General features: G+C 42.7%; 22 protein-coding genes. 18 read left to right on the top strand and 4 right to left on the bottom strand.

The window, feature by feature from the left end; translation table 11 throughout:
• The first annotated feature begins 8 nt into the window (after positions 1 to 8).
• The 4 genes from BLV00_RS12650 to putP all read left to right on the top strand — a co-directional run bounded on the left by BLV00_RS12650 (position 9) and on the right by putP (position 4,910).
• Positions 9 to 1,130, top strand: a complete 1,122-nt coding sequence (locus tag BLV00_RS12650) for a CamS family sex pheromone protein (RefSeq protein WP_093045351.1) — start codon at positions 9 to 11, stop codon at positions 1,128 to 1,130.
• Positions 1,131 to 1,309: 179 nt separating this feature from the next.
• Positions 1,310 to 2,860: an L-glutamate gamma-semialdehyde dehydrogenase gene (gene pruA, locus BLV00_RS12645; protein ID WP_093045350.1), complete on the top strand. Its 1,551-nt coding sequence runs from the start codon at positions 1,310 to 1,312 to the stop codon at positions 2,858 to 2,860.
• A 373-nt stretch (positions 2,861 to 3,233) separates the two neighbouring features.
• Complete coding sequence (locus BLV00_RS22005) at positions 3,234 to 3,389, top strand: hypothetical protein (protein ID WP_176791515.1); 156 nt, start codon at positions 3,234 to 3,236, stop codon at positions 3,387 to 3,389.
• A 6-nt stretch (positions 3,390 to 3,395) separates the two neighbouring features.
• Positions 3,396 to 4,910, top strand: a complete 1,515-nt coding sequence (putP, locus tag BLV00_RS12640; RefSeq protein ID WP_093045349.1) for a sodium/proline symporter PutP — start codon at positions 3,396 to 3,398, stop codon at positions 4,908 to 4,910.
• A 77-nt stretch (positions 4,911 to 4,987) separates the two neighbouring features.
• On the opposite strand, the gene BLV00_RS12635 is transcribed toward putP, so the two are convergent.
• A complete protein-coding gene (locus BLV00_RS12635) occupies positions 4,988 to 5,794 on the bottom strand; it encodes an alpha/beta fold hydrolase (RefSeq protein ID WP_176791521.1) in 807 nt (268 codons plus the stop codon).
• A gap of 295 nt (positions 5,795 to 6,089) precedes the next feature.
• Between BLV00_RS12635 and gatC the strand changes: the two genes are divergently transcribed.
• From gatC to BLV00_RS12600, 7 genes are all read left to right on the top strand, one after another.
• The gene (gatC, locus tag BLV00_RS12630; RefSeq protein ID WP_093045347.1) at positions 6,090 to 6,380 is read left to right on the top strand and encodes an Asp-tRNA(Asn)/Glu-tRNA(Gln) amidotransferase subunit GatC; all 291 of its coding nucleotides are present in this window, start codon (positions 6,090 to 6,092) and stop codon (positions 6,378 to 6,380) included.
• Between the two features lie 13 nt (positions 6,381 to 6,393).
• Positions 6,394 to 7,866 carry an Asp-tRNA(Asn)/Glu-tRNA(Gln) amidotransferase subunit GatA gene (gene gatA, locus BLV00_RS12625; RefSeq protein ID WP_093045346.1) on the top strand — a complete coding sequence of 491 codons (1,473 nt, stop codon included), beginning with the start codon at positions 6,394 to 6,396 and terminating at the stop codon, positions 7,864 to 7,866.
• Entirely contained in the window at positions 7,863 to 9,293 is a 1,431-nt protein-coding gene (gene gatB / locus BLV00_RS12620) for an Asp-tRNA(Asn)/Glu-tRNA(Gln) amidotransferase subunit GatB (RefSeq protein WP_093045345.1), read from the top strand. The genes gatA and gatB overlap by 4 nt, the downstream gene beginning before the upstream one ends.
• Positions 9,294 to 9,451: 158 nt before the next feature.
• Positions 9,452 to 10,387, top strand: a complete 936-nt coding sequence (locus tag BLV00_RS12615) for a diacylglycerol kinase (RefSeq protein ID WP_093045344.1) — start codon at positions 9,452 to 9,454, stop codon at positions 10,385 to 10,387.
• A 296-nt stretch (positions 10,388 to 10,683) separates the two neighbouring features.
• Positions 10,684 to 12,060: a 23S rRNA (uracil(1939)-C(5))-methyltransferase RlmD gene (gene rlmD / locus BLV00_RS12610; RefSeq protein WP_093045343.1), complete on the top strand. Its 1,377-nt coding sequence runs from the start codon at positions 10,684 to 10,686 to the stop codon at positions 12,058 to 12,060.
• A 30-nt stretch (positions 12,061 to 12,090) separates the two neighbouring features.
• Positions 12,091 to 12,291 carry a hypothetical protein gene (locus tag BLV00_RS12605; protein ID WP_093045342.1) on the top strand — a complete coding sequence of 67 codons (201 nt, stop codon included), beginning with the start codon at positions 12,091 to 12,093 and terminating at the stop codon, positions 12,289 to 12,291.
• A gap of 96 nt (positions 12,292 to 12,387) precedes the next feature.
• Complete coding sequence (locus BLV00_RS12600) at positions 12,388 to 12,843, top strand: UPF0158 family protein (RefSeq protein ID WP_218131903.1); 456 nt, start codon at positions 12,388 to 12,390, stop codon at positions 12,841 to 12,843.
• A 72-nt stretch (positions 12,844 to 12,915) separates the two neighbouring features.
• Here the strand turns inward: BLV00_RS12600 and BLV00_RS12595 are convergent, their stop codons facing one another.
• Positions 12,916 to 14,082 carry a DUF4317 domain-containing protein gene (locus BLV00_RS12595; protein WP_093045340.1) on the bottom strand — a complete coding sequence of 389 codons (1,167 nt, stop codon included), beginning with the start codon at positions 14,080 to 14,082 and terminating at the stop codon, positions 12,916 to 12,918.
• Between the two features lie 180 nt (positions 14,083 to 14,262).
• On the opposite strand from BLV00_RS12595, the gene BLV00_RS12590 reads away from it, so the two are divergent.
• A complete protein-coding gene (locus tag BLV00_RS12590) occupies positions 14,263 to 14,736 on the top strand; it encodes a divergent PAP2 family protein (RefSeq protein ID WP_093045339.1) in 474 nt (157 codons plus the stop codon).
• A 221-nt stretch (positions 14,737 to 14,957) separates the two neighbouring features.
• Here BLV00_RS12590 and BLV00_RS12585 read toward each other — a convergent pair whose 3' ends face one another.
• Positions 14,958 to 16,562 carry a BCCT family transporter gene (locus tag BLV00_RS12585; protein ID WP_093045338.1) on the bottom strand — a complete coding sequence of 535 codons (1,605 nt, stop codon included), beginning with the start codon at positions 16,560 to 16,562 and terminating at the stop codon, positions 14,958 to 14,960.
• Positions 16,563 to 16,851: 289 nt separating this feature from the next.
• Here BLV00_RS12585 and BLV00_RS12580 point away from each other — a divergent pair, with 289 nt between their 5' ends.
• Positions 16,852 to 18,192 (top strand): MDR family MFS transporter, encoded by a 1,341-nt coding sequence (locus BLV00_RS12580; protein WP_093045454.1) that lies wholly within the window; start codon positions 16,852 to 16,854, stop codon positions 18,190 to 18,192.
• A 122-nt stretch (positions 18,193 to 18,314) separates the two neighbouring features.
• Complete coding sequence (locus BLV00_RS12575) at positions 18,315 to 19,232, top strand: DMT family transporter (protein ID WP_093045337.1); 918 nt, start codon at positions 18,315 to 18,317, stop codon at positions 19,230 to 19,232.
• 48 nt (positions 19,233 to 19,280) lie between these two features.
• On the opposite strand, the gene BLV00_RS22000 is transcribed toward BLV00_RS12575, so the two are convergent.
• Complete coding sequence (locus BLV00_RS22000) at positions 19,281 to 19,451, bottom strand: hypothetical protein (protein WP_176791518.1); 171 nt, start codon at positions 19,449 to 19,451, stop codon at positions 19,281 to 19,283.
• A gap of 112 nt (positions 19,452 to 19,563) precedes the next feature.
• Here BLV00_RS22000 and BLV00_RS12570 point away from each other — a divergent pair, with 112 nt between their 5' ends.
• The 4 genes from BLV00_RS12570 to BLV00_RS12555 are packed head-to-tail and all read left to right on the top strand — an operon-like array spanning position 19,564 to position 24,162.
• Complete coding sequence (locus tag BLV00_RS12570; RefSeq protein WP_093045336.1) at positions 19,564 to 21,057, top strand: spore germination protein; 1,494 nt, start codon at positions 19,564 to 19,566, stop codon at positions 21,055 to 21,057.
• Entirely contained in the window at positions 21,050 to 22,159 is a 1,110-nt protein-coding gene (locus BLV00_RS12565) for a GerAB/ArcD/ProY family transporter (RefSeq protein WP_093045335.1), read from the top strand. The genes BLV00_RS12570 and BLV00_RS12565 overlap by 8 nt, the downstream gene beginning before the upstream one ends.
• The gene (locus BLV00_RS12560) at positions 22,149 to 23,231 is read left to right on the top strand and encodes a Ger(x)C family spore germination protein (RefSeq protein WP_093045334.1); all 1,083 of its coding nucleotides are present in this window, start codon (positions 22,149 to 22,151) and stop codon (positions 23,229 to 23,231) included. Before BLV00_RS12565 ends, BLV00_RS12560 begins: the two co-directional genes overlap by 11 nt.
• A 19-nt stretch (positions 23,232 to 23,250) precedes the next feature.
• Positions 23,251 to 24,162, top strand: a complete 912-nt coding sequence (locus BLV00_RS12555; protein WP_093045333.1) for a CBASS cGAMP-activated phospholipase — start codon at positions 23,251 to 23,253, stop codon at positions 24,160 to 24,162.
• The last annotated feature ends 243 nt before the right edge of the window (positions 24,163 to 24,405 follow it).

Below are 24,405 nucleotides of genomic sequence, written 5' to 3'. Positions count from 1 at the left end.
GTGGAAATATGAGAAAGCTGCATGCATTATGGATAAGTACCCTCCTGGTGCTGACCGGGTGTATTCCGGTCTATGATAATGAAGAAGAAATCGTACAAGAGAACTCCGAAGAAAATAAAAACGAGACAGCCATCGTACCGCGCCATAATATTTCCGAGGAACACTACAAAACGATTTTGACCGAAGATGGACCGAAACAGGCTGAAGCCAGAGGAGCTCTTACCCGTCAAATCAGTAATCGTCTTGATATTGATGCGTTTGAAACTGGGCTGCAACGGCATTCGAAAGAGTTTTTTAATCCGGAATCCTTTTATTTTCAGGCCGGCCAGTATTTAGATAAAGGGACAGTCCTGTCGTTGATTGATGGATTGAATCCAAACCGTGATAAATTGGAAGCCGAAGAAGATTACAGGGAAAACCCCCGGGTATTGTCCCATATTCTGGAGCAAAATTACTTGAAAGAGGAAGAAGAAGGAGTAGTCAAGGTTGCGGGGATATCGATTGGAATAGCCCTTAAGTCCACCTATTCCTTTCAAACGGAAATTGGGGGACCTACCTACCATGAAGATGTCTCTAACGAGGAAATTTTGGAAGTGGGGAAAAAAACAGCTGATCGTGTGCTTGAGGAAATTCGCAGCAATGAAGCATTACAGAATGTTCCTGTTATGATTGCGCTCTATCGTGAGGAAGAGTCAGGTTCAGCTGTCCCAGGTGATTTTGTCAAAAAAACGTATGTAAAAGGCGGGAGCACATCAGCATCCGATTGGAAAGACGTCAATGAAGATTACATTTTATTCCCGTCCAGCGAAGCAGAAGAAAAGCATTTCGAAGATTCTCAGCTGATTGGGGAGTTTCGAAATGATGTATCCAAATATTTCCCTAACTTCGTAGGCTTCGTGGGTGAAGGTTTTTATGTCGAGGATACCTTAAGGGAGATTTCCATTGAAATCCCGATCCAATTCTATTCAAAAACGGAAGTTGTCGGTTTCACGCAATATGTCTATGGCTTAGTCATGGAGATGTTCAATAAAGGTTATAAAATTGAAGTGAAAATTCATAGTAATAACAAGCCCGAAAGCTTGATCGTAAAAGAACGGGGGGAAGAAGAACCCACCGTCCATATCTATTAAACTTATATCCATCCAGCCAAATTGCTGGGTGGTTTTTTTGTATGAAACGGAAAAATAGGTATTACGTTTGAAGAGTTGGAAGAGATAGGATAGAATATGTTATGGAAGCGCTTTAATAAGGTTACATATGTGAGACGAAAGCGGGCTTCTATTTCTATTTCCCAAGGAGGCGTTTTAGAATGGTAGTACCTTACAAGCATGAACCGTTTACAGATTTCAGTGTGGAAGAAAATCGCAAGGCAATAGAAGAAGCGATTGCCAAAGTGGAATCTGATTTAGGTAAAGAATATCCACTGATCATTGGTGGCGAGCGTATCATGACGGACGATAAAATTGAGGTCGTCAACCCTGCCAACCGGAAAGAAGTCATTGGGTATGTATCAAAAACAAATAGAGACCTTGCTGAGAAAGCGCACAAAATTGCAGACGAAACTTTTGAATGGTGGCGCAAATCGGATGCCAGCTTACGTGCGGATATCCTATTCCGTGCGGCTGCAATCGTACGCCGCCGTAAACATGAATTCACTGCGCATCTGATTAAAGAAGGCGGTAAGCCATGGAAGGAAGCAGATGCGGATACAGCAGAAGCGATTGACTTCATGGAATATTATGCCCGCCAGATGCTTCGCATTGATGAAGGAGTCGAAGTGAATTCCCGTCCGATTGAAAACAATCGTTTTCACTATATCCCACTGGGTGTAGGTGTTGTAATTTCCCCATGGAATTTCTTATTCGCAATCATGTGCGGTACGACAGTTGCTTCTATGGTTTCTGGCAACACAGTCCTTCTGAAACCTGCGAGCGCGACTCCTATCATTGCTTATAAAATGATGGAAGTATTAGAAGAAGCAGGCTTACCTGCAGGCGTCATCAATTATGTTCCTGGCAGCGGTAAAGAAGTGGGCGACTATCTTGTCGATCACCCGCGTACAAGGTTTGTCAGTTTTACTGGATCCCGGGAAGTAGGAACTCGTATCTTCGAACGTGCAGCCAAAGTTCAGGATGGGCAAAAATGGTTGAAACGTACGATTATAGAAATGGGCGGAAAAGATACGATTGTTGTAGATAATGAATCGGACCTGGAGCTTGCAGCGGATGCTATCACTTATTCTGCTTTCGGTTTCTCTGGTCAGAAATGTTCCGCATGTTCCCGTGTCGTCGCTCATGAAGATGTGTATGACGAACTGCTTGAACGTGTCGTAGAAAAAACAAAAAAAGAAGTGAAATATGGGGATCCGACAGATAATAGCTTCTATATGGGGCCTGTCATCGACCAGGGAGCTTACGATAAGATTCTCGGTTACATTTCTACAGGGAAAGAAGAAGGCCGGCTGATGCACGGTGGCAAAGGCGACAACAGCAAGGGATGGTTCATTGAACCGACTATATTCGCTGACGTCGACCCGGAAGCCACTATTATGCAAGAAGAAATTTTCGGCCCGGTTGTCGCGTTTACGAAAGCTAATTCGTTTGAGGAAGCGATCGATATCGCTAACAATACCGATTATGGTTTGACTGGAGCTGTCATTACGAACAACAGGCAGCACCTGGAACAGGCTCGTCAAGATTTCCATGTCGGAAACCTTTACTTTAACCGTGGGTGTACAGCAGCGATTGTCGGCTACCATCCATTTGGTGGTTTCAATATGTCCGGTACCGATTCTAAAGCCGGCGGTCCAGATTACCTTCTGCATCACATGCAGCCAAAAACTACTTCTGAAATGCTATAAAAATCAATACAGACTATACAAAAAATCCTCCGCTCCTGGAGGATTTTTTTTGTGGGTTTGGGAAAAATATTAACATCATCCGATAGGGTTTAAGAGATGTTAAAAAATGTATGGGTAGATAGTAGTATCCCCATATTTGGGTGTTTCTGCAAATTTATTAAATTTTTTTTTATTACCTTTTATGAATATATATCGCATATAAAAAATATATGACGTTAAATATAGCGTTTATATGAATAAATATACATCCGTTTGTCGATGATATAATTTTTGCAATGTTCAAATCATTTGTATATGATATAGTTGTACCTGCGTTTGTGATTTAGCGCTCCTGTGACTTTGGAATCATTATTTAAAATTTTTAAAAAATTGCATGGGAGTGTATAACGGAGCTACGGACAAAAAACTTGGAGGTGGAAATATGGAAGAATTCGCATTATCGGGGGCAACATGGTTCTGGCTGTTTGTCCCAATGCCAATATTAATCATACTATCCGTCATTACATTATTTACTGGAAGGAGCGAATAACAAACAATGGGTACAGCAACGTTAATAACGTTTATTATCTATCTTTTAGGTATGCTCGGCATCGGTTTTGCCGCATACAAAATGACAAGTAATTTATCTGACTATGTATTAGGTGGCCGCCGTCTTGGACCTGGTGTTGCAGCGTTAAGTGCAGGTGCATCGGATATGAGTGGATGGCTATTGCTAGGTTTGCCTGGTGCTATTTATGCTTCCGGATTCTCAGCAGCGTGGATCGGTGTCGGTCTTGCCATTGGTGCTTATTTGAACTGGCAGTTCGTTGCCCGCCGTCTACGTGTTTACACGGAGGTTGCGAATGATTCGATCACGGTTCCCGACTACTTAGAGAATCGCTTCCACGATAACACACATATTTTGCGTGTGATTTCAGCACTTGTAATCCTTCTATTCTTTACCTTCTACACATCTTCCGGAATGGTAGCAGGTGCCAAACTGTTCGAAGCTTCATTTGGATTGACTTATACCCAAGCGCTTTGGATCGGTGCCATCGTAACCATTTCTTATACTTTCTTAGGTGGTTTCCTGGCTGTAAGTTGGACAGACTTCGTCCAAGGTATCCTGATGTTCGTCGCATTGATCGCAGTCCCGATTGTAGCGATCAGTCAAATCGGTGGATGGGATGCTACGATTGATGCTGTTGGAAATATCAGCGCGTCTCACGTAGATATGGTACAAGGTGTAGGCATCATCGCTATCATTTCGTCTATGGCCTGGGGACTGGGCTACTTCGGTCAGCCGCATATCCTTGTACGTTTTATGGCACTGCGTTCAGCAAAAGATGTACCGAAAGCCCGTTTCATCGGTATCGGCTGGATGGTACTAGGTCTTTATGGTGCTATTTTTACAGGTATTGCAGGTCTTGCTTATATCAATTCCCAGGATGTTGGCATGTTAAGCCAGTTTGGAATTGAAATCGTCAATGAAAATGGCGTCCAAATGCTTGCAGACCCTGAAAAAATATTTATCGCATTTTCTCAAATTCTGTTCCATCCAATCATTTCAGGTATCTTATTAGCAGCCATTCTGTCTGCTATTATGAGTACGATTGACTCTCAGTTGCTTGTATCTTCTTCTGCATTGGCGGAAGATTTCTATAAAGCAATCATCCGTAAACAGGCGACAGAGCGTGAATTGGTATGGGTAGGTCGTATCGCAGTTGCGGCAATTGCATTGATTGCAATCCTGCTTGCCGGTAATCCTGACAGCTCCGTATTAAGTCTTGTTTCGTACGCCTGGGCAGGTTTCGGTGCCGCTTTCGGACCGATCATCCTGTTGTCCCTATTCTGGAAAGGCATCACTAGAAACGGTGCATTGGCAGGTATTATTGTCGGTGCGGTTACAGTCGTAGTTTGGGCCGATTTCCTAAGCGGCGGTATCTTTGATTTATATGAAATTGTACCTGGTTTCATTTTGAATACCCTTGTAGCTGTTATTGTCAGTTTAGCAGGGAAGAAACCATCGAAAGAAGTAATTAGTGCATTTGATGAAGCGGCTCGCCGTTAATCAAAATAAAAAAGGGCTGTCCCATAAGTCTGCAACAGACTTACCGGGACAGCCTCTTTTTTGTGTTTAGAAATGTTTTACAAAGCAATAGAGTTTTGAATCTTTTTCTTATGACGATACTGATTGATGAAGTTTATCGCTAACTCATTGAACTTGTCTGCCTGTTCAATGTTGCAGACATGGCCGCAGTCCGCAATTTCTGCTAACTGGGCATGAGTAACTTTTTGCACTGTTTTGCGAACATCCTTGATACAAAGGTGATCCTGCGTTCCCGAGATAAATAACTTTGGAACCTTTGCTGCCTTGTGGATGTTCTTCAATGTCATTTTCGGGTGTCTGGCTACTTTATACCAGGTCAAAAAGTCTTTTCGCTTCATTTTTTTGGCTTCCCGGACGAATGCTTCTCGTCCTGATTTATGATTGGATCTTGGCATCAATATACGCGCGAACAATTTGTATAGTGCGTGGTAAGGCATGAAATTTTTGAGTGCTTCACCGAAAATGAGTAATACTTTTGCCATCGCATTTAACCTGACAATAGAGCCCCCGAGTACCGTGGATCTAACTCGTTCAGGAAAATGACTGATCAAGCTCTGGATCACCATCGATCCTAATGAAATTCCAACAAAATGTGCCTTAGGGATTTTTAAGTAGTTGAGCAAAGCGATAATTTCCTCGTTTACCGTTTGAAAGCTCATTTTTTCTGGATAAGATGTGGTGCTGGGTGAATCACCGTGTCCAGGCAGGTGGATGGATAATACATTGAAATGTTTACGGAAAGCTTTAATCTGCTTATAAAATATCGTTGAGTTTCCTCCAATACCATGAACAAAAACAACGTACTCAGAAGTAGAATCATTTGTTTTCAAAACGTAGTCAAGCATTGATGATCTCCTTTGTGACAACACATACATAAATGTTCCCTTTTGCGCTAGTCCATAAACTAATGAGGGAATAGGGTGTGTTGGTTGTGAAAACGGTTGTACCATCGAAATTATAGCATGATTTTAATAGAAAATCTTGCGGTAATGCTTTCCTTCCTATTTAAGAGTTTCTAATGAGCTACCGTCTGTTTTATGTTAAGATAGGAAAGGTGAAAAACTTGAACGTTGCTTATTGAATCAATCATTTGGTATCATCTAATATTATGTGAGTACGAGACTGAATGGAGGTTTGGTTATGTCTAGAATTAGTAAAGATGAAGTGAAACACGTGGCCAATTTGGCACGTCTTGCAATTAGTGAAGAAGAAGCGGACATGTTTACAAAACAGTTGGACGATATCATTACGTATGCCGAACAACTGAATGAACTGGATACCACTGATGTTAAACCGACGACGCACGTATTGGACTTGAAGAATGTCATGCGTAAGGACGAGCCGAGAAAGTGGCTGGAGAAAGAAGATGTAATAAATAATGCACCAGATCATAAAGACGGACAATTCAAGGTTCCATCTATTTTGGAATAAAGGAGGTACACCAATGTCATTGTTTGACTATACATTAAGAGAGCTTCAGGAGAAGCTACATAATAAAGAAATCAGTGTAACAGACCTGGTTGAAGAATCGTATCAGCGTATTGAAGCAGTTGATGGCGAAGTCAAAGCATTTTTGACTTTGAATAAAGAACAAGCATTGAAGCAGGCAGAAGAACTTGATGCAGCACGTGGGACTGATTCGGCAGCTTTGTTCGGACTGCCGATCGGTGTAAAAGACAATATTGTTACTAAAGGCCTTCGCACGACTTGTGCCAGCCAGTTTTTAGACAACTTTACCGATCCGTTATATGAGGCAACGGTTGTAGAAAAATTAGCAGATGCTAAGTCCGTAACAATCGGTAAATTGAATATGGATGAATTCGCAATGGGTTCTTCCAATGAGAACTCCAGCTACTATGCAACGCGCAACCCATGGAATACGGATTACGTGCCAGGCGGTTCCAGTGGCGGTTCTGCTGCTTCTGTCGCTGCAGGTGAAGTGTTTTTCTCACTTGGTTCAGATACAGGGGGGTCCATCCGTCAGCCGGCGGCATTCTGTGGTGTGGTCGGATTGAAGCCGACTTACGGCCGTGTCTCACGGTTCGGGTTAGTCGCTTTTGCTTCTTCTCTAGACCAGATCGGACCAATCACCAGAACGGTAGAAGATAATGCTTATTTGCTAGAAGCTATTTCCGGACACGATAAAATGGACGCTACCTCTGCAGATGTTGAAGTGCCGAAATTCACCGATGCTTTGACAGGGGATGTCAAAGGATTGAAAATTGGCGTACCAAAAGAATATCTAAGTGAAGGCGTCGCCCCTGAAGTGAAAGAAGCGGTTATGAGCGCCCTGAGAAAATACGAAGAACTTGGCGCGACATGGGAAGAGGTTTCCCTGCCGCATTCCAAATATGCAGTAGCGACGTATTATCTGCTGGCATCTTCAGAAGCCTCTGCTAACCTTGCTCGTTTTGACGGTGTCCGTTACGGTGTCCGCACACAAAATGCTGAAACCATGCTTGATATGTTCAAGCGTTCCCGTTCCGAAGGTTTTGGTGATGAAGTGAAACGCCGTATCATGCTTGGTACGTTTGCGTTAAGCTCTGGTTACTACGATGCTTATTATAAAAAAGCCCAGCAAGTACGTACATTGATCAAGAATGATTTTGAAAAAGTGTTGGAAGACTACGATGTCATTATCGGACCGACAACTCCGACACCTGCTTTCAAAGTCGGTGAAATCGTAGATGACCCACTGACGATGTATGCTAACGATATTTTGACGATTCCAGTCAACCTTGCAGGCGTCCCGGGAATCTCTGTGCCATGCGGATTCTCATCTGATGGACTTCCGATCGGACTGCAAATCATCGGTAAACATTTTGATGAAACCACTGTCTACCGCACCGCACATGCGTTCGAGAAAGCGACAGATTTTCATAAACAACGCCCATCCCTTGGAGGTGCGCAATCATGAACTTTGAAACAGTAATTGGTCTCGAAGTACACGTAGAACTAAAAACAAACTCAAAAATCTTCAGCCCATCTCCTAATATGTTTGGAGATGAGCCAAATACAAACGTCAACCCGATCGACCTCGGGTATCCTGGTGTTCTGCCTGTTTTGAATGAGGAAGCGGTCAATTTCGCTATGAAAGCTGCAATGGCCTTAAATTGTGAGATTGCAACAGATACTAAGTTCGACCGGAAGAACTACTTCTACCCGGACAACCCGAAAGCCTACCAGATTTCCCAATTCGATCAGCCGATTGGGGAAAACGGCCATATCGATATCGAAGTTGACGGGGTGAAAAAGCGAATTGGTATCACTCGTCTTCATTTAGAAGAAGATGCTGGTAAACTGACCCATAGCGATGAAGGCTACTCGCTGGTCGACTATAACCGCCAGGGTACCCCGCTTGTAGAGATCGTATCGGAACCCGATATTCGTTCTCCCCAAGAAGCATATGCTTACCTGGAAAAACTGAAGAATATCATCCAGTACACAGGAGTATCGGATTGTAAGATGGAAGAAGGTTCACTCCGTTGTGATGCTAACCTTTCCCTGCGCCCAATCGGCCAAGAGGAGTTTGGTACCAAGACAGAGTTGAAGAACTTGAATTCATTTTCCTTTGTGCAAAAAGGTCTGGAGTTTGAAGAAAAGCGACAAGCGCAAGTCCTGCTTTCCGGCGGAGAAATCTTGCAGGAGACACGGCGTTATGATGAACAGACGAAAGAAACGATTTTAATGCGTGTCAAAGAAGGTTCGGACGATTATCGTTACTTCCCGGAACCGGATTTGGTTCCATTGTATATAGATGAAGATTGGAAAGAGCGTATTCGTGCCGAAATTCCAGAGCTCCCGGATGCACGAAAGAAACGTTATATTGAAAACCTTGAGCTTCCGGAATATGATGCGATGGTACTTACCAATAACAAAGCCATGTCTGATTTCTTTGAAGAAACCATCAACCATGGAGCGGACGTCAAACAAACCTCTAACTGGCTGATGGGTGAAGTTTCTGCTCATTTGAACAAGCAGCAGAAGGAGTTTGATGAGATAGCATTGACTCCGGAATCGCTTTCTAAGATGATCAAGCTGCTTGAAGATGGTACGATTTCTTCTAAAATCGCCAAGAAAGTTTTTGCCGAGCTCGTTGAAAAAGGCGGCGACCCAGAGAAAATCGTCAAAGATAAAGGGCTTGTACAGATTTCTGATGAAGGCCAGCTGACTGAAATTATCACCAAGATTCTTGATGACAATCAGCAGTCGATTGAGGATTATAAGAATGGGAAAGACCGTGCCCTTGGTTTCCTTGTCGGACAGGTCATGAAAGAAACCAAAGGACAAGCGAATCCGCCAATGGTCAACAAGATCATTCTCTCGGAAATGGAAAAACGCTAAATCATACTACAGAACAGAACACGGGCTTGCAAGAGCACGCATAGGACTGCGTGCTTTTGTATGTTTACATTTTAGAACCATACACTATAATAATGGCGAAAAAAATGTAAACAAGCTATGATAGATAATGGAACAAGCCTGGATGAGGGGGAGACCTTATGAAACGTGCTCGGATCATCTATAATCCGACCTCCGGAAGGGAAGTATTCAAAAAAGTATTACCTGATGTACTGCAGCGCTTTGAGCAAGCCGGCTACGAAACATCTGCGCATGCCACTACCTGTGCGGGTGATGCGACAGAAGCCGCTACCATTGCGGTTCAGCGTGGTTTTGATGTCGTAGTAGCGGCAGGCGGTGATGGAACGATCAACGAAGTGATCAATGGTATCGCTGAACAGGAAAACCGTCCAAAGCTTGGCATCATCCCTGTCGGCACGACCAACGATTTTGCACGCGCACTTTCTGTACCACGTAATAATATCCATAAAGCGGTCGATGTCATCCTGGATGATCATTATGAAGCGTTGGATATCGGCAGAGTCAATAATCAATACTTCATGAATATTGCCGGTGGAGGAAAATTGACCGAACTTTCGTATGAGGTGCCCAGCAAGCTTAAAACGATGCTGGGTCAGCTTGCCTATTATTTGAAAGGAATCGAGATGCTCCCTTCACTTAGGCCGACCTATGTAGAAATAGAGTATGATGGCAAAGAATTCAAAGGGGAAATCATGCTTTTCCTCGTTTCTAATACAAACTCAGTCGGTGGGTTTGAGAAGCTGGCCCCAGGTGCGGAAATGAACGATGGATTATTCGACCTGCTGATTATCAAAAAGATGAACATGGCAGATTTTATCCGGATCGCTTCATTAGCAGCCCAGGGAAGGCATTTGAATGATCCGCATATCATTTATACCAAAGCAAGTCTGATCAAAGTTCACACCGAAGAGAAGATGCAATTGAATATCGACGGAGAATTTGGTGGATTATTGCCCGGGAAATTTGTAAACTTGTATCGACATATCGACTTTTTTGTCCCTGAAGATAAATTTGTCGCAGAAGAAAAGAAATTAGAAGACATCGATATGAAATAAAGCCAGAGGGGCTGTAGATATGAATATCTACAGCCTTTTCGCTTTCAGAAGCTTATTGTGTTAAACTTTTGTCAGCGAACACCTATTAAAAACATTTTGATATTAAAGCAAATAATGAGTATTTTTCCAATCTGTATCATATAATTGGGCGTTATTCTTCTGAAATTGAGCGCTAAACTGTCATCATTAGGCGAATTAGCCGGAGAATTAGGCGCACATGCAAAAATTAAGCGTTCAATACTAATATTTGAGGGTCTGTGTTATTTTGAAAAACTTAAGAAAAAGGACGATGTAAAATGGCTAAACCAAAGCCGCCAGTACAAAAAAATCAAAGGGTGGAACTGACTTTTGAGGATTTGACCCATGAAGGAGACGGCGTCGGAAAAATTGATGGCTATCCGCTATTTGTTCCCTATGGACTGCCAGGTGAAAAAGCGACGGTGAAAGTCGTTAAAGTAAAGAAAAACTTTGGGTTCGGTAAACTGCTCGACCTGCATGAAAAAAGTCCGGAACGTGTGGAGCCGCCTTGCAATGTTTTTTTTCAGTGTGGCGGTTGCCAAATCCAGCATATGAGCTATGATATGCAGCTGGAAATGAAGCAGAAGCAGGTTAAAGATGCGATGCGGAAAATCGGTCATCTTGAACATGTACCTGTCCACCCTGTAAAAGGAATGAAGGACCCATGGCGCTATCGCAATAAAGTTCAGATGCCAGTGGGGGAGCGTGATGATCGTCTGGTTGCTGGATTTTATCAAAAACGGAGCCACAATATCATCGATATGGATACTTGTGTTGTACAGGATGAATCAAATGACCGGATGGTTGAAGCAGTGCGCCGTATCGCCGAGCGATACGGGATTCAAGCCTATGATGAAGAGAATAACCGAGGAGTATTGCGCCATATCATGGTCCGTACCGGGCAGAACACCCAGGATGTCATGGTTGTACTGGTCACAAGAACAAAAGAAATACCTAACCAGGACAAGCTGATTGATGAATTACGGGAAGCCTATCCAAGTGTGAAGTCGATTGCCCAAAATGTAAATCCCAGACGGACGAATGTTGTATTGGGTGACGATACAAAGGTGCTATACGGCGAAGAATATATCTATGACACAATCGGTGATATCAAATTTGCCATATCGCCTAAATCTTTTTATCAAGTCAATCCTGCCCAAACGAAAATGTTATATGATCAAGCATTGGACTACGCGGCATTAACTGGAAAAGAACAAGTCATCGATGCCTACTGCGGAATCGGAACGATATCCCTTTTCTTAGCTCGGAACGCTAAAAAAGTGTATGGCGTCGAAGTGGTGCCGGAAGCTGTCGCAGATGCAAAAGAAAATGCTAAGTTAAATCATATTGATAACGCAGAGTTCTATGTTGGCGAGGCCGAAAAAGTGATGCCATGGTGGAAGTCACAGGGGCTGAATCCGGATGTAATAGTTGTCGACCCGCCAAGAAAAGGCTGCGAGGAGCAATTATTGCAATCGATGCTGGATATGGAACCAGAACGGATTGTCTACGTTTCCTGCAACCCCTCAACCCTGGCGCGTGACTTGAGAATTCTTGAAGACGGCGGCTATGAAACAAAAGAAGTGCAGCCTGTCGATATGTTCCCGCAGACTTCTCACGTGGAGTGCGTCTCGTGGTTGGAGAAGAAAATGTAACTATCGTTAATCATAAAAGGAGGAGTTTAAATGGAGGCGAATAAAAAGTGGCTATCTATACCTATGGATACTAGAAAGCAGTTAATCAGCAATGTCTTCTGTTCGAATTGTCTGGACGCAGTAACGATTGAGGATTTTATTATTGTCGATCATCCATCGGGTGTACTTTTAGAAGGAAAGTGTAAGGACTGTGGGAATAAAGTTGCGAGAGTTGTTGAATTGGAAGAGTAGGAGTCTTAATCAGGCTTCTGCTTTTTTAATAATTTAATATGTTCTCTAAAGCTATAAGTTGGTTATTTCAATATAAGAAAGGGTGAGAGGATGAAGGTGAAACTGAAAGAAGTCGGCGAAGTCATTGATATGCAAATGGATGAATATTATACATTATTTGACCGCGAGACTTACACATTCATACATTTCAGTGAACAAGCTTATCAGGATGCTGAGGATAGGGAGCCATTTGACCATTTGCCGGACTGGCAGCAGGAAGAAAGGGAAAGGGCGGATTTATGGCTCGAATATCCAGATCGCTTTGTAAGTTTACCTGATAAATTTGAGATTAACGAATATAGCATGATGGAGGATTTTTGTTTCCAGTTGGGAGACGAAAGGAAACAAGAGCGGCTACTGAAAGCTATTCGTGGCCGTGGTGCTTTCCGCAGGTTTAAAGATCAGGTACAGCGGTGGGGGATTGACCAGGAATGGTATCAATTCCGAGATAAGAAGATGGAAGTAATCGCTAAAGAGTGGTGTGATAATAATGATATTAATTTTGAGGCATGATCTTTTCATAAAAAGAAGGCATTCCCAATGAGAATGCCTTCTAGAATTGCCTTCCATTGGATTTATCAAGCATCATTCACCGAAAGCTTCCGGAAGCATCTTGAATCCTTCAATCTCCGCATCTTCTTCAACTTCAATCATAATGTAACGTTTCCCTTTATTATTGACTTGTCTCACAAATTGTAAATCTTGCGGACTAATGGAAATGTTGGCTACTTTCGTATTGATTTTAATCGACTTTGACTTATACTTGGGAACAATGCTGCTTGCTTTCAGTCCGTAAGTTTCATTATCCGTGATTCTTTGAAAGGCGTCTTTCACTTTTTCTGCTTCTACTTTTGCACCACTTCTATTTAAGACACGTTCTACGTCATTATAGTCGAGTTTTGGGGCTTCTCCTTCTTCACTTTCTTCCACTACATTGTTAATTTCTCCATAAACGGTAGCCAGGGTAGATGGGGGGAGTTGATCTCCGACGACATCTCTAATGACTTCTTCAAACACCGCTTTGTCTTCTTTCGCTGTCATGATTTCTTCGCCATTCAAAACTTCTTCGATAAATCGGTAGTCAGGCTCGTTTGCCTTGCCAGCACTATAGAGGATATGGTTTACATCGGCTGAGTTGTCAGTAAAGCACGGGAAAAGGAATCCTGCCATTGGGGCGTTGAGATCGATAACCGGATCCACCTCGATATTGTATTTAAATTCCTTTTCGATATAGTCGAATTGCCACTCTCTTTTAGGCTCCTGCGTTTTGTTGATGCTGCAAAGAATAAAGGGATGAGAATAGACGGCGTCCCGTTCGCTTTCCTCAGTTTCTTCATTACGTCGTTTCATCGGCTTCATATATTCGGCGCGGATGAAGGAGATGACGACGTCCTTTTCATATGGATGATCTTTGATTATTTTTTCTGTCATCTGCAGCATCTGTGTCTTCCAGTCCTCAAGGTCACTGCTTAACAGTCCTTTATGTAGCATGAATTGGGTGTGATTTTCTGCGTCCCCCTTGAATTTCAGTGCAAACAGTTTTTCATCAAGCTGGCCTGTCAGTACTTTTTTAAAATTATTCATAAATAGTTCCTGCTGGTCTCTATCGAGCATTTCGAACGGCTGACTCTGATGGTGATAAATGTCAGTTGTTTCCTTCATGATATATACGTTAAAGAGGTCAGAGATCTTCAATAAGTCATTGTCCACTTTGAACTGTCTTCGAATTCCAGCTACATCTTTTTTGTCCATTAATTCTTCACTCCTAAATTCTGTGGGGGTGTGCTTTTTATTAAATGATTCTTTCATTTTAACATACCAGGACTACAATCATCGTAATGACTTTCCTGAATAAAACTGTCCATTTCGGGTAATGAAATATAGAAGAAGTGAGTTTGGGCAAAAGTAAATGATAGAATGGAGGGTAATGGTATGGATGATAAAATGAATAGAGGAATATGGACAGCTCTAGCTGGAATAGGAATTGCACAGGGACTAAAGATACTGACACATAAACGTGTATCAGGAAAATGGGATATAAAGCAGGTCGCTACAACAGGCGGCATGCCAAGTTCGCACTCGGCTGGCGTTTCAGCGCTCGCTACTTACATAGCGGCGAATAGAGGCTCACGTCATACGGAAACAGCTTTAGCAGTAGTATTTGGAGTAATTGTCATGTACGATGCTCAGGGAATCAGACGTCATACCGGAGAAATCGCCAAGCTGGTCAATGAATTAGAAGACAGTTTTGCTATGATATCAAAAGATTTTCCGAGCCTTCAATTCGTTCAGCGGGAAAAGGAATTAAAGGAGCTGCTGGGACATCAGCCATTAGAAGTGATGGGAGGAGCGATTTTAGGAACTGCATTAGGGTTGATTACAGCCAGATATGAAGATAGGAAATAAAAGATAATTTATAAATAGTAACATAGCAACCTTTAGCGAGGTTGCTATTGTTGTATAAGCAATTAGATCTTAAGAAACTACTCAATTTTTTGGAATTGTAATGGTATAAGGGATATTCGGAACACATGATGAAAAAGTTATAACTCAATATATTGAAAAAGCCGTCTATTGGATGTTACGCAGAAAAAAAGCCCTCTCGCATCGAGAGGGCTTTCGTGTTTTTACTGATCATTTTCATTCCAATCATAATTTTCCTCGATATGATCGATAACTCGCTGATGGCGTTTTTCTTCTGCTTTTTTCTCGGCTTTCCTGCGAGCATCTTTATAATCTTCCCGGATTGATTTCAATAATGAAATCGCAGCTACCAGCAGTACAAAGGAGAATGGCAGCGCTCCTATTAGTGAAGCTGTCTGTAAGCCCTTTAATCCAGCACTGATAATTAAGACAGCAGCTAGAACAGCGATTAGGGAACCCCATACGATTTTTACAATGACGGACGGATTATTGTCTCCATTCGAGGTCATCATTCCTAGTACGAAGGTAGCGGAGTCAGCTGATGTAACCAGAAATGTAAACAATAGACAGATTGCCAAAACAGAGAGAACAGTGCCTAATGGTATGTTTTGCAACATATTGAATAGTGCAGTGGTTTCGTCTTTAGCTACCGCGCCTGCGATGTCTGTTCCATGGAAAAGATCGAGATTGATCGCTGTTCCACCGAAAATTCCAATCCAGATAATCCCGATAGCTGGAGGAGCTACCATAACACCTAGCACAAATTCGCGGACGGTCCGCCCTTTCGAAATCCGGGCTACGAACATCCCGACAAATGGTGCCCATGCAATCGTCCACGCCCAATAATAAACCGGCCAATCCTGGACCCAGGTTCCATCTGTATATTGATCCAGTCTTAAGCTTGCCTGGAAAAAGTTTTGTAAATAATCACCGATCCCCATGGTTATGGTATCGAGGATGAACCCAGTCGGGCCGATGAACAACACTACTACCATCAGCAGGAGTGCAAGTGCTAAGTTGGTATTACTTAAGTATTTGATTCCACGATCCAGACCGGAAATAGTCGAGACCATAAAGAATAAGAACATCAATGAAACGATAATGATTTGGGTAGTGGTTCCGGCTGGCACATCAAAAACGAAACCGAGTCCGCCATTGATCTGCAGCACACTTAAACCTAAGGTAGTAGCAACACCCATTACGGTTGCAATGACTGCGATGATATCTATCGTATTTCGAAGCGGCTTCTTCCCTGAATTGCCGATAACCGGGTTCATGGTATCACTAATCAAGCTTCTTTCGTCCTGACGATAGATGAAATAAGAAAGAGCCAGTCCTACGAATGTAAATGAAGCCCATTGATGGATACCGTTGTTGAAGAATGCATTCCACATTGCTATCCGAGCGGCTTCAGCAGTTTCAGGTTCGACATTATCAAATGGCGGTGGCGATCCAAAATGGGTCATCGGTTCGGCAACCCCCCAGAACACGATACTGACACCGAAACCAGTACTGAATAGCATGGCAATCCATGTGAAAATCGGATACTTCGGCTTTGTATTTTCACCGCCCAGTTTAACCTTTCCGTATTTACTGAATGCTAAATAAAAGTTGAAGATGATAATGAAGAGGACAAAAGCTAAATAAAACCAGCCAAATGTATTAGCAATGAAGCCATAGATGGTATTTGCCTGGGAGGATAGGGCTCCTGGAGCTAAAGCACCCCACAAGGCGAATAAAAAAATGATGGTAAATGATACCCAGAAGATACTGTTCATAAATTTGTACTTCTTCCGTTTGCTACCCATAGTCAGTCTCCTTTGCAGTAATAGATTAAGGGATTTACTCCCAGTAAAAAAAGTTTTGCTCATAATATACCCGGTTGCATAAGTGAGTAAGCTAGTTATTTTTATGTAGTTTTGAAACAGAAATGATTAATATGGAATACTTAAGTGTACTCTCTTGAATGTTTCGAGTGGCTAAATGTTGATTTTCAAGATAAATTGAGTTAGAATTTCTTAGTTACCTAAAAAAGAAAGAAGGAATACCGTGGAACAATCAAATTCACAAGAAGAGCCAATAAATAAAGTTCCATTAATGATTGTGCTTATTTCTGGCGCATTCGTCGCTATTTTGAATCAAACATTGCTGGCTACAGCAATTCCTCATATTATGGCTGATTTGAACCTGGATGCCAATACGGCCCAGTGGCTGCAGACAATTTTTATGCTTGTGAATGGGATCATGATCCCCATCACAGCTTTTTTAATTGAGCGCTTTACGACAAGGAGCTTGTTCCTAACAGCTGTCGGTACTTTCGCATTCGGTACATTAGTGTGTGCGATAGCTCCGAATTTTACTGTCCTTTTATCCGGAAGGGTTCTGCAGGCAGCAGGTGCGGGAATTATTCTTCCATTGATGCAGACCATCCTTTTCCTGGTGTTTCCGATAGAAAAGCGGGGAGCGGCTATGGGGATGTTCGGTATGGTCATCGCATTCGCACCTGCCATAGGACCGACTCTGTCTGGTTATCTGGTTGAAAACTTCCCTTGGCGCAGCTTGTTTTATGTCATTTTGCCAATTGCTATCATAGTTGCTTACTTCATTTTGAAAAATGTAACGAAGCAGACTTTCCCGAAGGTTGATGTCCTGTCTATTATGTTGTCGACAATCGGTTTTGGCGGGATCTTATATGGATTCAGTGTCGCAGGCAGTGGCAGCTGGCTTCGTGGGGAGGTTCTCGGTGCGATTGTTGTCGGGGCTATCACGCTCGTTTTCTTCATACTAAGACAGCTAAAATTAGAGCAGCCAATTTTGGAATTCAGGATTTTCAAAAATACCATGTTTACGGTTACGACAGCTATCGGCATGGTATCCTTCATAGCGATGATCGGTGGTGCTGTTATCTTACCGATTCTCATGCAGAATATGCTCGGGTTCACAGCTCTGGAATCAGGGTTGATGCTGCTGCCAGGAGCAGTCTTGATGGGATTGATGAATCCTGTTACAGGACGTCTGTTTGATAAATTCGGAGCACGCTGGCTTGCCATTATCGGACTTTCAATTTTAGTGATTACTACATTCATGTTTTCAAATACCACACTTGAAACGACTTTTCTGTATTTAGCCAGTGTCAATGCAGCCCGCATGTTCGGTATTTCGATGGTGATGATGCCGGTGACCACCGCGGGGCTTAATCAACTGCCGAATGAACTGATGCCGCATGGTACAGCTATGAATAACACCATGCGTCAGGTTTCTGGTGCTGTCGGTACAGCTTTGCTTGTTTCTGTCATGACGACACAGGCAGTTCCCTCAGATGGGGTGATAGGATTGATCCATGGTGTAAATGTATCGTTCATCGTAGCCGGTCTTATTGCAATTGCCGGTCTGATCATGTCCTTTTTCATTAAAAATTCACGCCCAGAAATCGCTTGATATTAAACAGTAAAGCCCGAGGATGAGGAAAGAATCCCGGGCTTTTGTGTTGAAGATTTTCGATTTCGAAAGTAAACTATATTTTTATACTTTTACTCAAAGAAAGAAAGAGATGAAAGCATATGTCTAAATCACTTACGTATACCCTGCTCTTTTTGATCATGATGATATGGGGCTTCAATGTCATTGCGATTAAAATTCTGGTGGAGAGCTTTGCGCCTGTAACCATTACAGCATTACGGATTCTACTTGCAGGTATTGTTGTCATGCTTATATTAGGAATCAGAAAGGAATTCCGAAAGGTTACCAAACCTCAACTTATCTACATTACGATAGGAGCTTTAACCGGTATTTTGGGCCACCATTTCTTTTTGTCAGTAGGTCTCACGGGTACCAACGCTTCTAATGCTGGTCTTATCCTGGGATTAGTGCCACTGATGACGGCTTTGGCTGCCATTTTATTTTTAGGAGATAAACTGACAATCCTGAGAATGATAGGGATCGTGTCCGGGCTGATTGGCGTTTCGTTCATTGTTTTGAACGGTGAAAGAAGCGTAGGGAGCATCTCTCGTGGCGATCTCTACATTTTTCTTGCCGTTGTTACCCAGGCAGTCAGTTTCATTGCCATCAAACGGGCGACCGAAACGATGGATGCACGGCTGATGACGGGATGGATGCAAATCGTAGGGGCTTTTTTCTTGTTCGTTGTAAGCTCCCGGCTGGAACCTGACGGCCTTTCCACATTGACGACAGGTACTCCTGTGGACTGGATTGTGTTTTTAGCTTCGGCAATACTGGCCACGGGAATTGGTCACATGGTCTATAATAAAGCAATTCACCAGATTGGTGCTGGTGAAACGGCCATTTTCATCAATCTTACCCCGTTCTTTTCATTGACTGGTTCTTACCTGTTTTTAGGTGAAAGGATTATGGTTGAGCAGTTGTTCGGATTTTTGTTCATTGTGGCAGGAGTATTACTGGGGACAGGAGCACTTGAGCAATCTTTGAGGAAACATAAGCAGAAGCGGATGGCAAGCTAAATATAAATAAAAAAATCGATTCATCTTCTAGTGAAGATGAATCGATTTTTATTTTTTTTCGTCTTTTTTTTCAGCTTTATAAAGAAGAACAAACGGGAGGAAGAAGAGGACAATGATTAAAGAATATAGAATTATTTGAGCAAGCCAGTCTAACAATAGCATGATTGCTATAAAAAACGCCGCAACCATCACAAGCGGCAGGATATACGCTATAACCACACTGTTCCCTCCCATTTCCATGTAAACAATATCTTTCCCTGTCTGGTATAAATTATTCCATTTTGCAAAGTACTAAAGAGATGAACGATTCGTAGCTATAAGGAGATTTCTCATGTGGAAATGGAAGAAAGATAAAGGTAACGAATTTCCAGAACAAAACGAAACAGTCAAAGATGTGACAAAGAGTCTGGAACAGTCGAAGGATTTCATGGTCTATCCTCTTGAAGGCGGGACGAAGTGCTTTCTATCGTATTTTGAAACCATGGTAGAGCCGAAAGTTTTAAATGAAATAATCCTCCCTGCCTTAAAACAAAATGCTTTGCATTCACTGGAGGAAATGAAAGATGTCATCCCAGTTGAGGGGCTGGCTATCACGAATGATGTCGACCTTTTTCGACAGCGGGTAATGCAAGGTCATGTCATCCTTCAAATGAAGGAGTACGACAAGAAATTTCTGACGATTCCTGCTGTGATCGCTGAACATCGAAAAGTCAGCATCCCTGAAGTAGAATTCAGTGTAGTTGGGCCGAAAGAGGCGTTTGTAGAATCGCTTGACACGAATATCAACCTGGTACGTAAACGATTGACACTGCCACAGCTGACGGTCAAGGAATTGAATATCGGAAAAATGACCAAAACACGTGTCGCTATATTATATGTCGATGGCGTAGCAAATCAAGAGAATGTCAACACAGTCATGCAGCGGCTGAAAGACATTGAATATGATCAGATCAATGATAGTTCCTATATTACACAGATGATTGCGGATAATTCCAATTCCCCGTTTCCTCAGCTGTTAGATACAGAACGGCCGGACCGGGTTACGGGTTCGCTGGTGGAGGGAAAGGTGGCCATTTTGGTCGATGGTTCTCCTCATGCCCTGACTTGTCCGACAACAGTCGTTGAATTTTTCTCTGCTTCTGATGACTACTTTCTTCCCTGGCATCTTGCTTCGGGGTTTCGTTTAATCCGATTATTCGCGGTCATATTTTCAGTCTTAAGCACCCCTTTGTATGTCGCGATACTGAGTTATCATCATGAGATGATTCCGGAAGACTTGTTGGCGACAATAGTAACTTCCCGGGCAGACATTCCTTTTCCGCCGATATTGGAAGTGATCATTTTAGAATTGACAATTGAACTGCTCAGGGAAGCGGGAGCACGACTTCCAACAAAGGTCGGTCAGACCATCGGTATTGTTGGTGGTATCGTTATCGGAACAGCAGCGGTCGAAGCCGGTTTGACCAGTAATGTGCTGTTGATTATAGTTGCGCTGGCAGCCCTGGCTTCCTTTACGACCCCCGTCTATCAGATAGGCAACACGATCCGGCTTTTAAGGTTTCCGTTTTTACTCGGGGCCCAAATGTGGGGGGTTGTAGGAATATCGATCGTGATGTCTTTTTTCATCGCTCATTTGATCAAGCTGCAATCGATTGGAAGACCTTTTTTTGCGCCGATCTATCCACTTCGGTTTCATGATTTGAAGGATGCCTTCATCCGCCTTCCGTTTAATAAACAATCCATGAGACCGATTCAGACAAGGCCGGTGGATTCCAGCCGGTTCAACCAGAAACGGGCAAATGAGAAGAGGGATGTAGATGAATGATACAAAGGGAGGTTTTCATGTACCAGAAAACTTAATGGTTACCTCTACGATGGCTTTCTTTTTGGTACATTCCATGCAAGTAGGGGTCGGGATACTCGGATTTGAAAAATATATTGCCGAGGATGCGGGTTATAATGCCTGGATTTCTATTTTGGTGGCTGGCCTGGCCATTCATCTACTATTATGGATGATTTATCGTCTCTTGCAAGGCTGTGGCGGGGACTTGGTATCTGTCCATAATTTTATTTTCGGTAAATATTTAGGCGGTTTGATGAATCTCGTATTCAGTGTCTACTTTCTTTTGTTGAGTCTGACCGTATTGCGGACATTTGTTGAAGTCATCCAGGTCTGGGTTTTTCCTCAATTGAATACCTGGCTGTTTGCATTAGTATACCTTCTCCTTGCTTACTACTTTATTGAGGGCGGGCTTCGGGTGATCACTGGGATGTGTCTTCTCAGCGTCATTCTTGGATTGCCGTTATTGTTGTTCAAGTTTTTCCCATTACAGATTGGGGATGTCAATAACCTGTACCCTATGATTGACGCCTCGGTAACGGACATCCTCAGCTCGGCGAAAGTAAGTACACTAAGCTTTCTAGGTTTTGAATTGCTCTTAATGTTTTATCCGTTTATCAAAGATCAGAAAGCATCGAAGAAATGGGCCCATTTTGGAGCTTTCTATACCACAATGATTTACCTGATCAGTGCGCTAGTCGCCTTCATTTATTACAGTGAAGAGCAATTGCAGCATGTAACATGGGGAACGATTTCTTTATGGAAAATCGTTGATTTCCCATTTCTACAACGCTTTGAATATATGGGAATCGGATTATGGGCCTATGTTGTTCTGCCGAATATTTGTCTGGGCTTATGGGCCGCCAGCCGGATTCCGAAACGGATGTTCAAAATCAAGCAAAAATACGTACTCTGGTTATATTTAATCATTTTATTAATTGCCTCCAATTTGATAGATGATCGCAGGATGATCGATGCTTTAAATACGTTTACGAACCAAGCCGGATTCTATTTCCTGCTCTATATTCCCGTGCTATATATTATGATGTTGATCATGAAAAAGGTGAGATACCGTCATGGAAATTAAAAAGCTATTGCCAATCATGCTTGCTGTAACTGTCTTCCTTGCAGGGTGTATGCCGCATCCCAGTGTCGAGGAAGTAGCTCTGGTAAGTATTTCCGGGTGTGATTATGTGGATGAAGAACTGACAGAATGCACGGTAGCTGTTCCAATTTATGGTCGTAGTAAGGAAGAAGTGCCGACCGAACAATATTTATCCTATCAGGCCAAAACAATGAAAGAGATTGGCAATGGATTGGAAAGTAAGTCTCCTAGACCGATTCGGATGGGGAAACTTTCCTTCTCCTTATATGGAGAAGATCTAGCTAAAAGAGATTTGAGTAAAATCATTGATATGCTTGCCCGGGATCCTCATATAGGAAGGGACGTACAGTTAGGGGTAGTTGAGGGGGATACAAAGGAACTGATTGAAACGAAATATAGTGAAAATCAAACGACTGCAGATTACTTGATCGGTCTGATTGAACAAAATGAAAAGAACATCTTTCCAAAAACCAACCTTCATACATTTTTATACGCTTACTATGCGATGGGCATGGACGGCTACTTGCCATACCTGTTGTTAGAGGAGGGAGAGGTTAAGATGGATGGCCTTGCTTTATTCCAAGGTGGCAAATCTGTCCATCTGCTCCCTTATGAGGATGTATTCACCTTCAAGATGATGGTGGAAAACTTCAAACAGGGAATCCAGGCAATTGAATTGGAAGGGAATGGCGTAGTCCTTGAGAATATCGGTTCAAAAGTGAAGTATCAGATAAAAGGAGACAAAGCTAATCCAAAGTTTGTCATTACAGTGGATATGGCCGGAATCGTCAGTGAGGTTTCCGATATTAAAACCATAGAGACACAAATGCGTGTTAAAAAGATGGAAGCCGCATTTTCGTCGTTTTTTGAGGATAAGAGCAGAAGGATGATCACACAATTCCAGAAAAAAAACATTGACCCACTAGGACTGGGGCATCTTTTGAAAAACCGTAAAGGCAAAGTAACGGATGAAGAATGGAAAGAGCTCTATCCTGAAGTATCTGTTGAGATAAAAGTTAATGTGGATATCGTCGAGACAGGAATTTCTGCATAATGAGTGATGGTGAAGATGGATGAAAATATTATGTATTGATGGTGGCGGTATCCGTGGTGTTATGCCGATTGCTGTGTTGAGAGCGATGGAAAACGATATCGGAACCTCTGCTGCTGAAAAGTTTGATTTGATTGCAGGGACGAGTACTGGTTCGATTATTGCTGCCTCTGTCATGCTGCGTACGGATATGGGCGAATTGCTGAGTGCCTATCAGAGATATGGAAAAAAGATTTTTATCCGGCAGGCGAAAGTGGGAGTGTTCAAGAGCGTTTATAGCGATCGCTATCTGCGTCAATTGCTGAAGGAAGCTTTTGAAAATAAAAAGCTGGGCGAGATGGATGGCCCTTTGTTGATTCCCGCGGTCGACGTCACTCATGGCAAACCCTATATCCACCGCTCTCACGCCGTTGACTCAGAAGAAGATGATTTATCAATACCGTTATGGGATGCTGTCTTGTCTTCATGCTCAGCACCGATTTATTTTCCACCAAACAATGTCGACAACGATTACTTGTCGATCGACGGTGGCCTATGGGCGAACAACCCTTCACTCGTTTGTATTACTGAAGCGGTCCATTATTTTGAAGAAAGCCTTCAGGACATACAAATCCTCTCCCTGGGAACAGGGAAGCAAAACATTGATTTTACAATCGACCATGATAAGTTTTGGGGAATTAAAAAATGGATGCCATTCCAACTGCCAGCCATGAAGGTCACTCCGAAGCTGCTGGATCTGGCACTTAATCTGTCTTCCGAATCCGTATCCTACCACTGCCAGCTGCTTTTGCAGGATAATTATCTCCGTATAAACGAAGAGCTTGGAGAAGAAGTTCCATTTGATGAAGTCAAGTTCACCGAAGAACTGATAGAACTCGGTAAGCAAATTTATGAAAAGAACCGGGAAAGAATATTGAAATTTATCGAGAAATAATACGAAATGAAACGTTGATATTACAGTTAAGCTCCCTTTACTTGAAGACGCAGTTTCGAAAAATACTGTTTCTGTTATGGTGGTGAGCGTATGGAGGTCCGGGAAATTACTCACTTTCCATGGGTGTACGGTGAGCTTCCTCGGGCTAAAGTGCAGTGCACCCCTATTGTTGGACACTCATCTGACAATAGGAGGTGCTCTTATGAGCCAGTATACCCCCGAAGAAAAACTACACATTATTAA

It is taken from the genome of Thalassobacillus cyri, assembly GCF_900107755.1.
Lineage (GTDB): Bacteria > Bacillota > Bacilli > Bacillales > Halobacillaceae > Thalassobacillus > Thalassobacillus cyri.
Note: the sequence above shows the minus strand (reverse complement) of the source record. Positions and strands in the feature narration are given on the sequence as shown.

What these genes read in the sequence shown, in the direction of transcription:
- BLV00_RS12650 (WP_093045351.1), top strand. Translation starts at nt 9, where the DNA reads ATGAGAAAGCTGCATGCATTATGGATAAGTACCCTCCTGGTGCTGACC.
- pruA (WP_093045350.1), top strand. Translation starts at nt 1,310, where the DNA reads ATGGTAGTACCTTACAAGCATGAACCGTTTACAGATTTCAGTGTGGAA.
- BLV00_RS22005 (WP_176791515.1), top strand. Translation starts at nt 3,234, where the DNA reads ATGGGAGTGTATAACGGAGCTACGGACAAAAAACTTGGAGGTGGAAAT.
- putP (WP_093045349.1), top strand. Translation starts at nt 3,396, where the DNA reads ATGGGTACAGCAACGTTAATAACGTTTATTATCTATCTTTTAGGTATG.
- BLV00_RS12635 (WP_176791521.1), bottom strand. Translation starts at nt 5,794, where the DNA reads ATGCTTGACTACGTTTTGAAAACAAATGATTCTACTTCTGAGTACGTT.
- gatC (WP_093045347.1), top strand. Translation starts at nt 6,090, where the DNA reads ATGTCTAGAATTAGTAAAGATGAAGTGAAACACGTGGCCAATTTGGCA.
- gatA (WP_093045346.1), top strand. Translation starts at nt 6,394, where the DNA reads ATGTCATTGTTTGACTATACATTAAGAGAGCTTCAGGAGAAGCTACAT.
- gatB (WP_093045345.1), top strand. Translation starts at nt 7,863, where the DNA reads ATGAACTTTGAAACAGTAATTGGTCTCGAAGTACACGTAGAACTAAAA.
- BLV00_RS12615 (WP_093045344.1), top strand. Translation starts at nt 9,452, where the DNA reads ATGAAACGTGCTCGGATCATCTATAATCCGACCTCCGGAAGGGAAGTA.
- rlmD (WP_093045343.1), top strand. Translation starts at nt 10,684, where the DNA reads ATGGCTAAACCAAAGCCGCCAGTACAAAAAAATCAAAGGGTGGAACTG.
- BLV00_RS12605 (WP_093045342.1), top strand. Translation starts at nt 12,091, where the DNA reads ATGGAGGCGAATAAAAAGTGGCTATCTATACCTATGGATACTAGAAAG.
- BLV00_RS12595 (WP_093045340.1), bottom strand. Translation starts at nt 14,082, where the DNA reads ATGGACAAAAAAGATGTAGCTGGAATTCGAAGACAGTTCAAAGTGGAC.
- BLV00_RS12590 (WP_093045339.1), top strand. Translation starts at nt 14,263, where the DNA reads ATGGATGATAAAATGAATAGAGGAATATGGACAGCTCTAGCTGGAATA.
- BLV00_RS12585 (WP_093045338.1), bottom strand. Translation starts at nt 16,562, where the DNA reads ATGGGTAGCAAACGGAAGAAGTACAAATTTATGAACAGTATCTTCTGG.
- BLV00_RS12580 (WP_093045454.1), top strand. Translation starts at nt 16,852, where the DNA reads ATGATTGTGCTTATTTCTGGCGCATTCGTCGCTATTTTGAATCAAACA.
- BLV00_RS12575 (WP_093045337.1), top strand. Translation starts at nt 18,315, where the DNA reads ATGTCTAAATCACTTACGTATACCCTGCTCTTTTTGATCATGATGATA.
- BLV00_RS12570 (WP_093045336.1), top strand. Translation starts at nt 19,564, where the DNA reads ATGTGGAAATGGAAGAAAGATAAAGGTAACGAATTTCCAGAACAAAAC.
- BLV00_RS12565 (WP_093045335.1), top strand. Translation starts at nt 21,050, where the DNA reads ATGAATGATACAAAGGGAGGTTTTCATGTACCAGAAAACTTAATGGTT.
- BLV00_RS12560 (WP_093045334.1), top strand. Translation starts at nt 22,149, where the DNA reads ATGGAAATTAAAAAGCTATTGCCAATCATGCTTGCTGTAACTGTCTTC.
- BLV00_RS12555 (WP_093045333.1), top strand. Translation starts at nt 23,251, where the DNA reads ATGAAAATATTATGTATTGATGGTGGCGGTATCCGTGGTGTTATGCCG.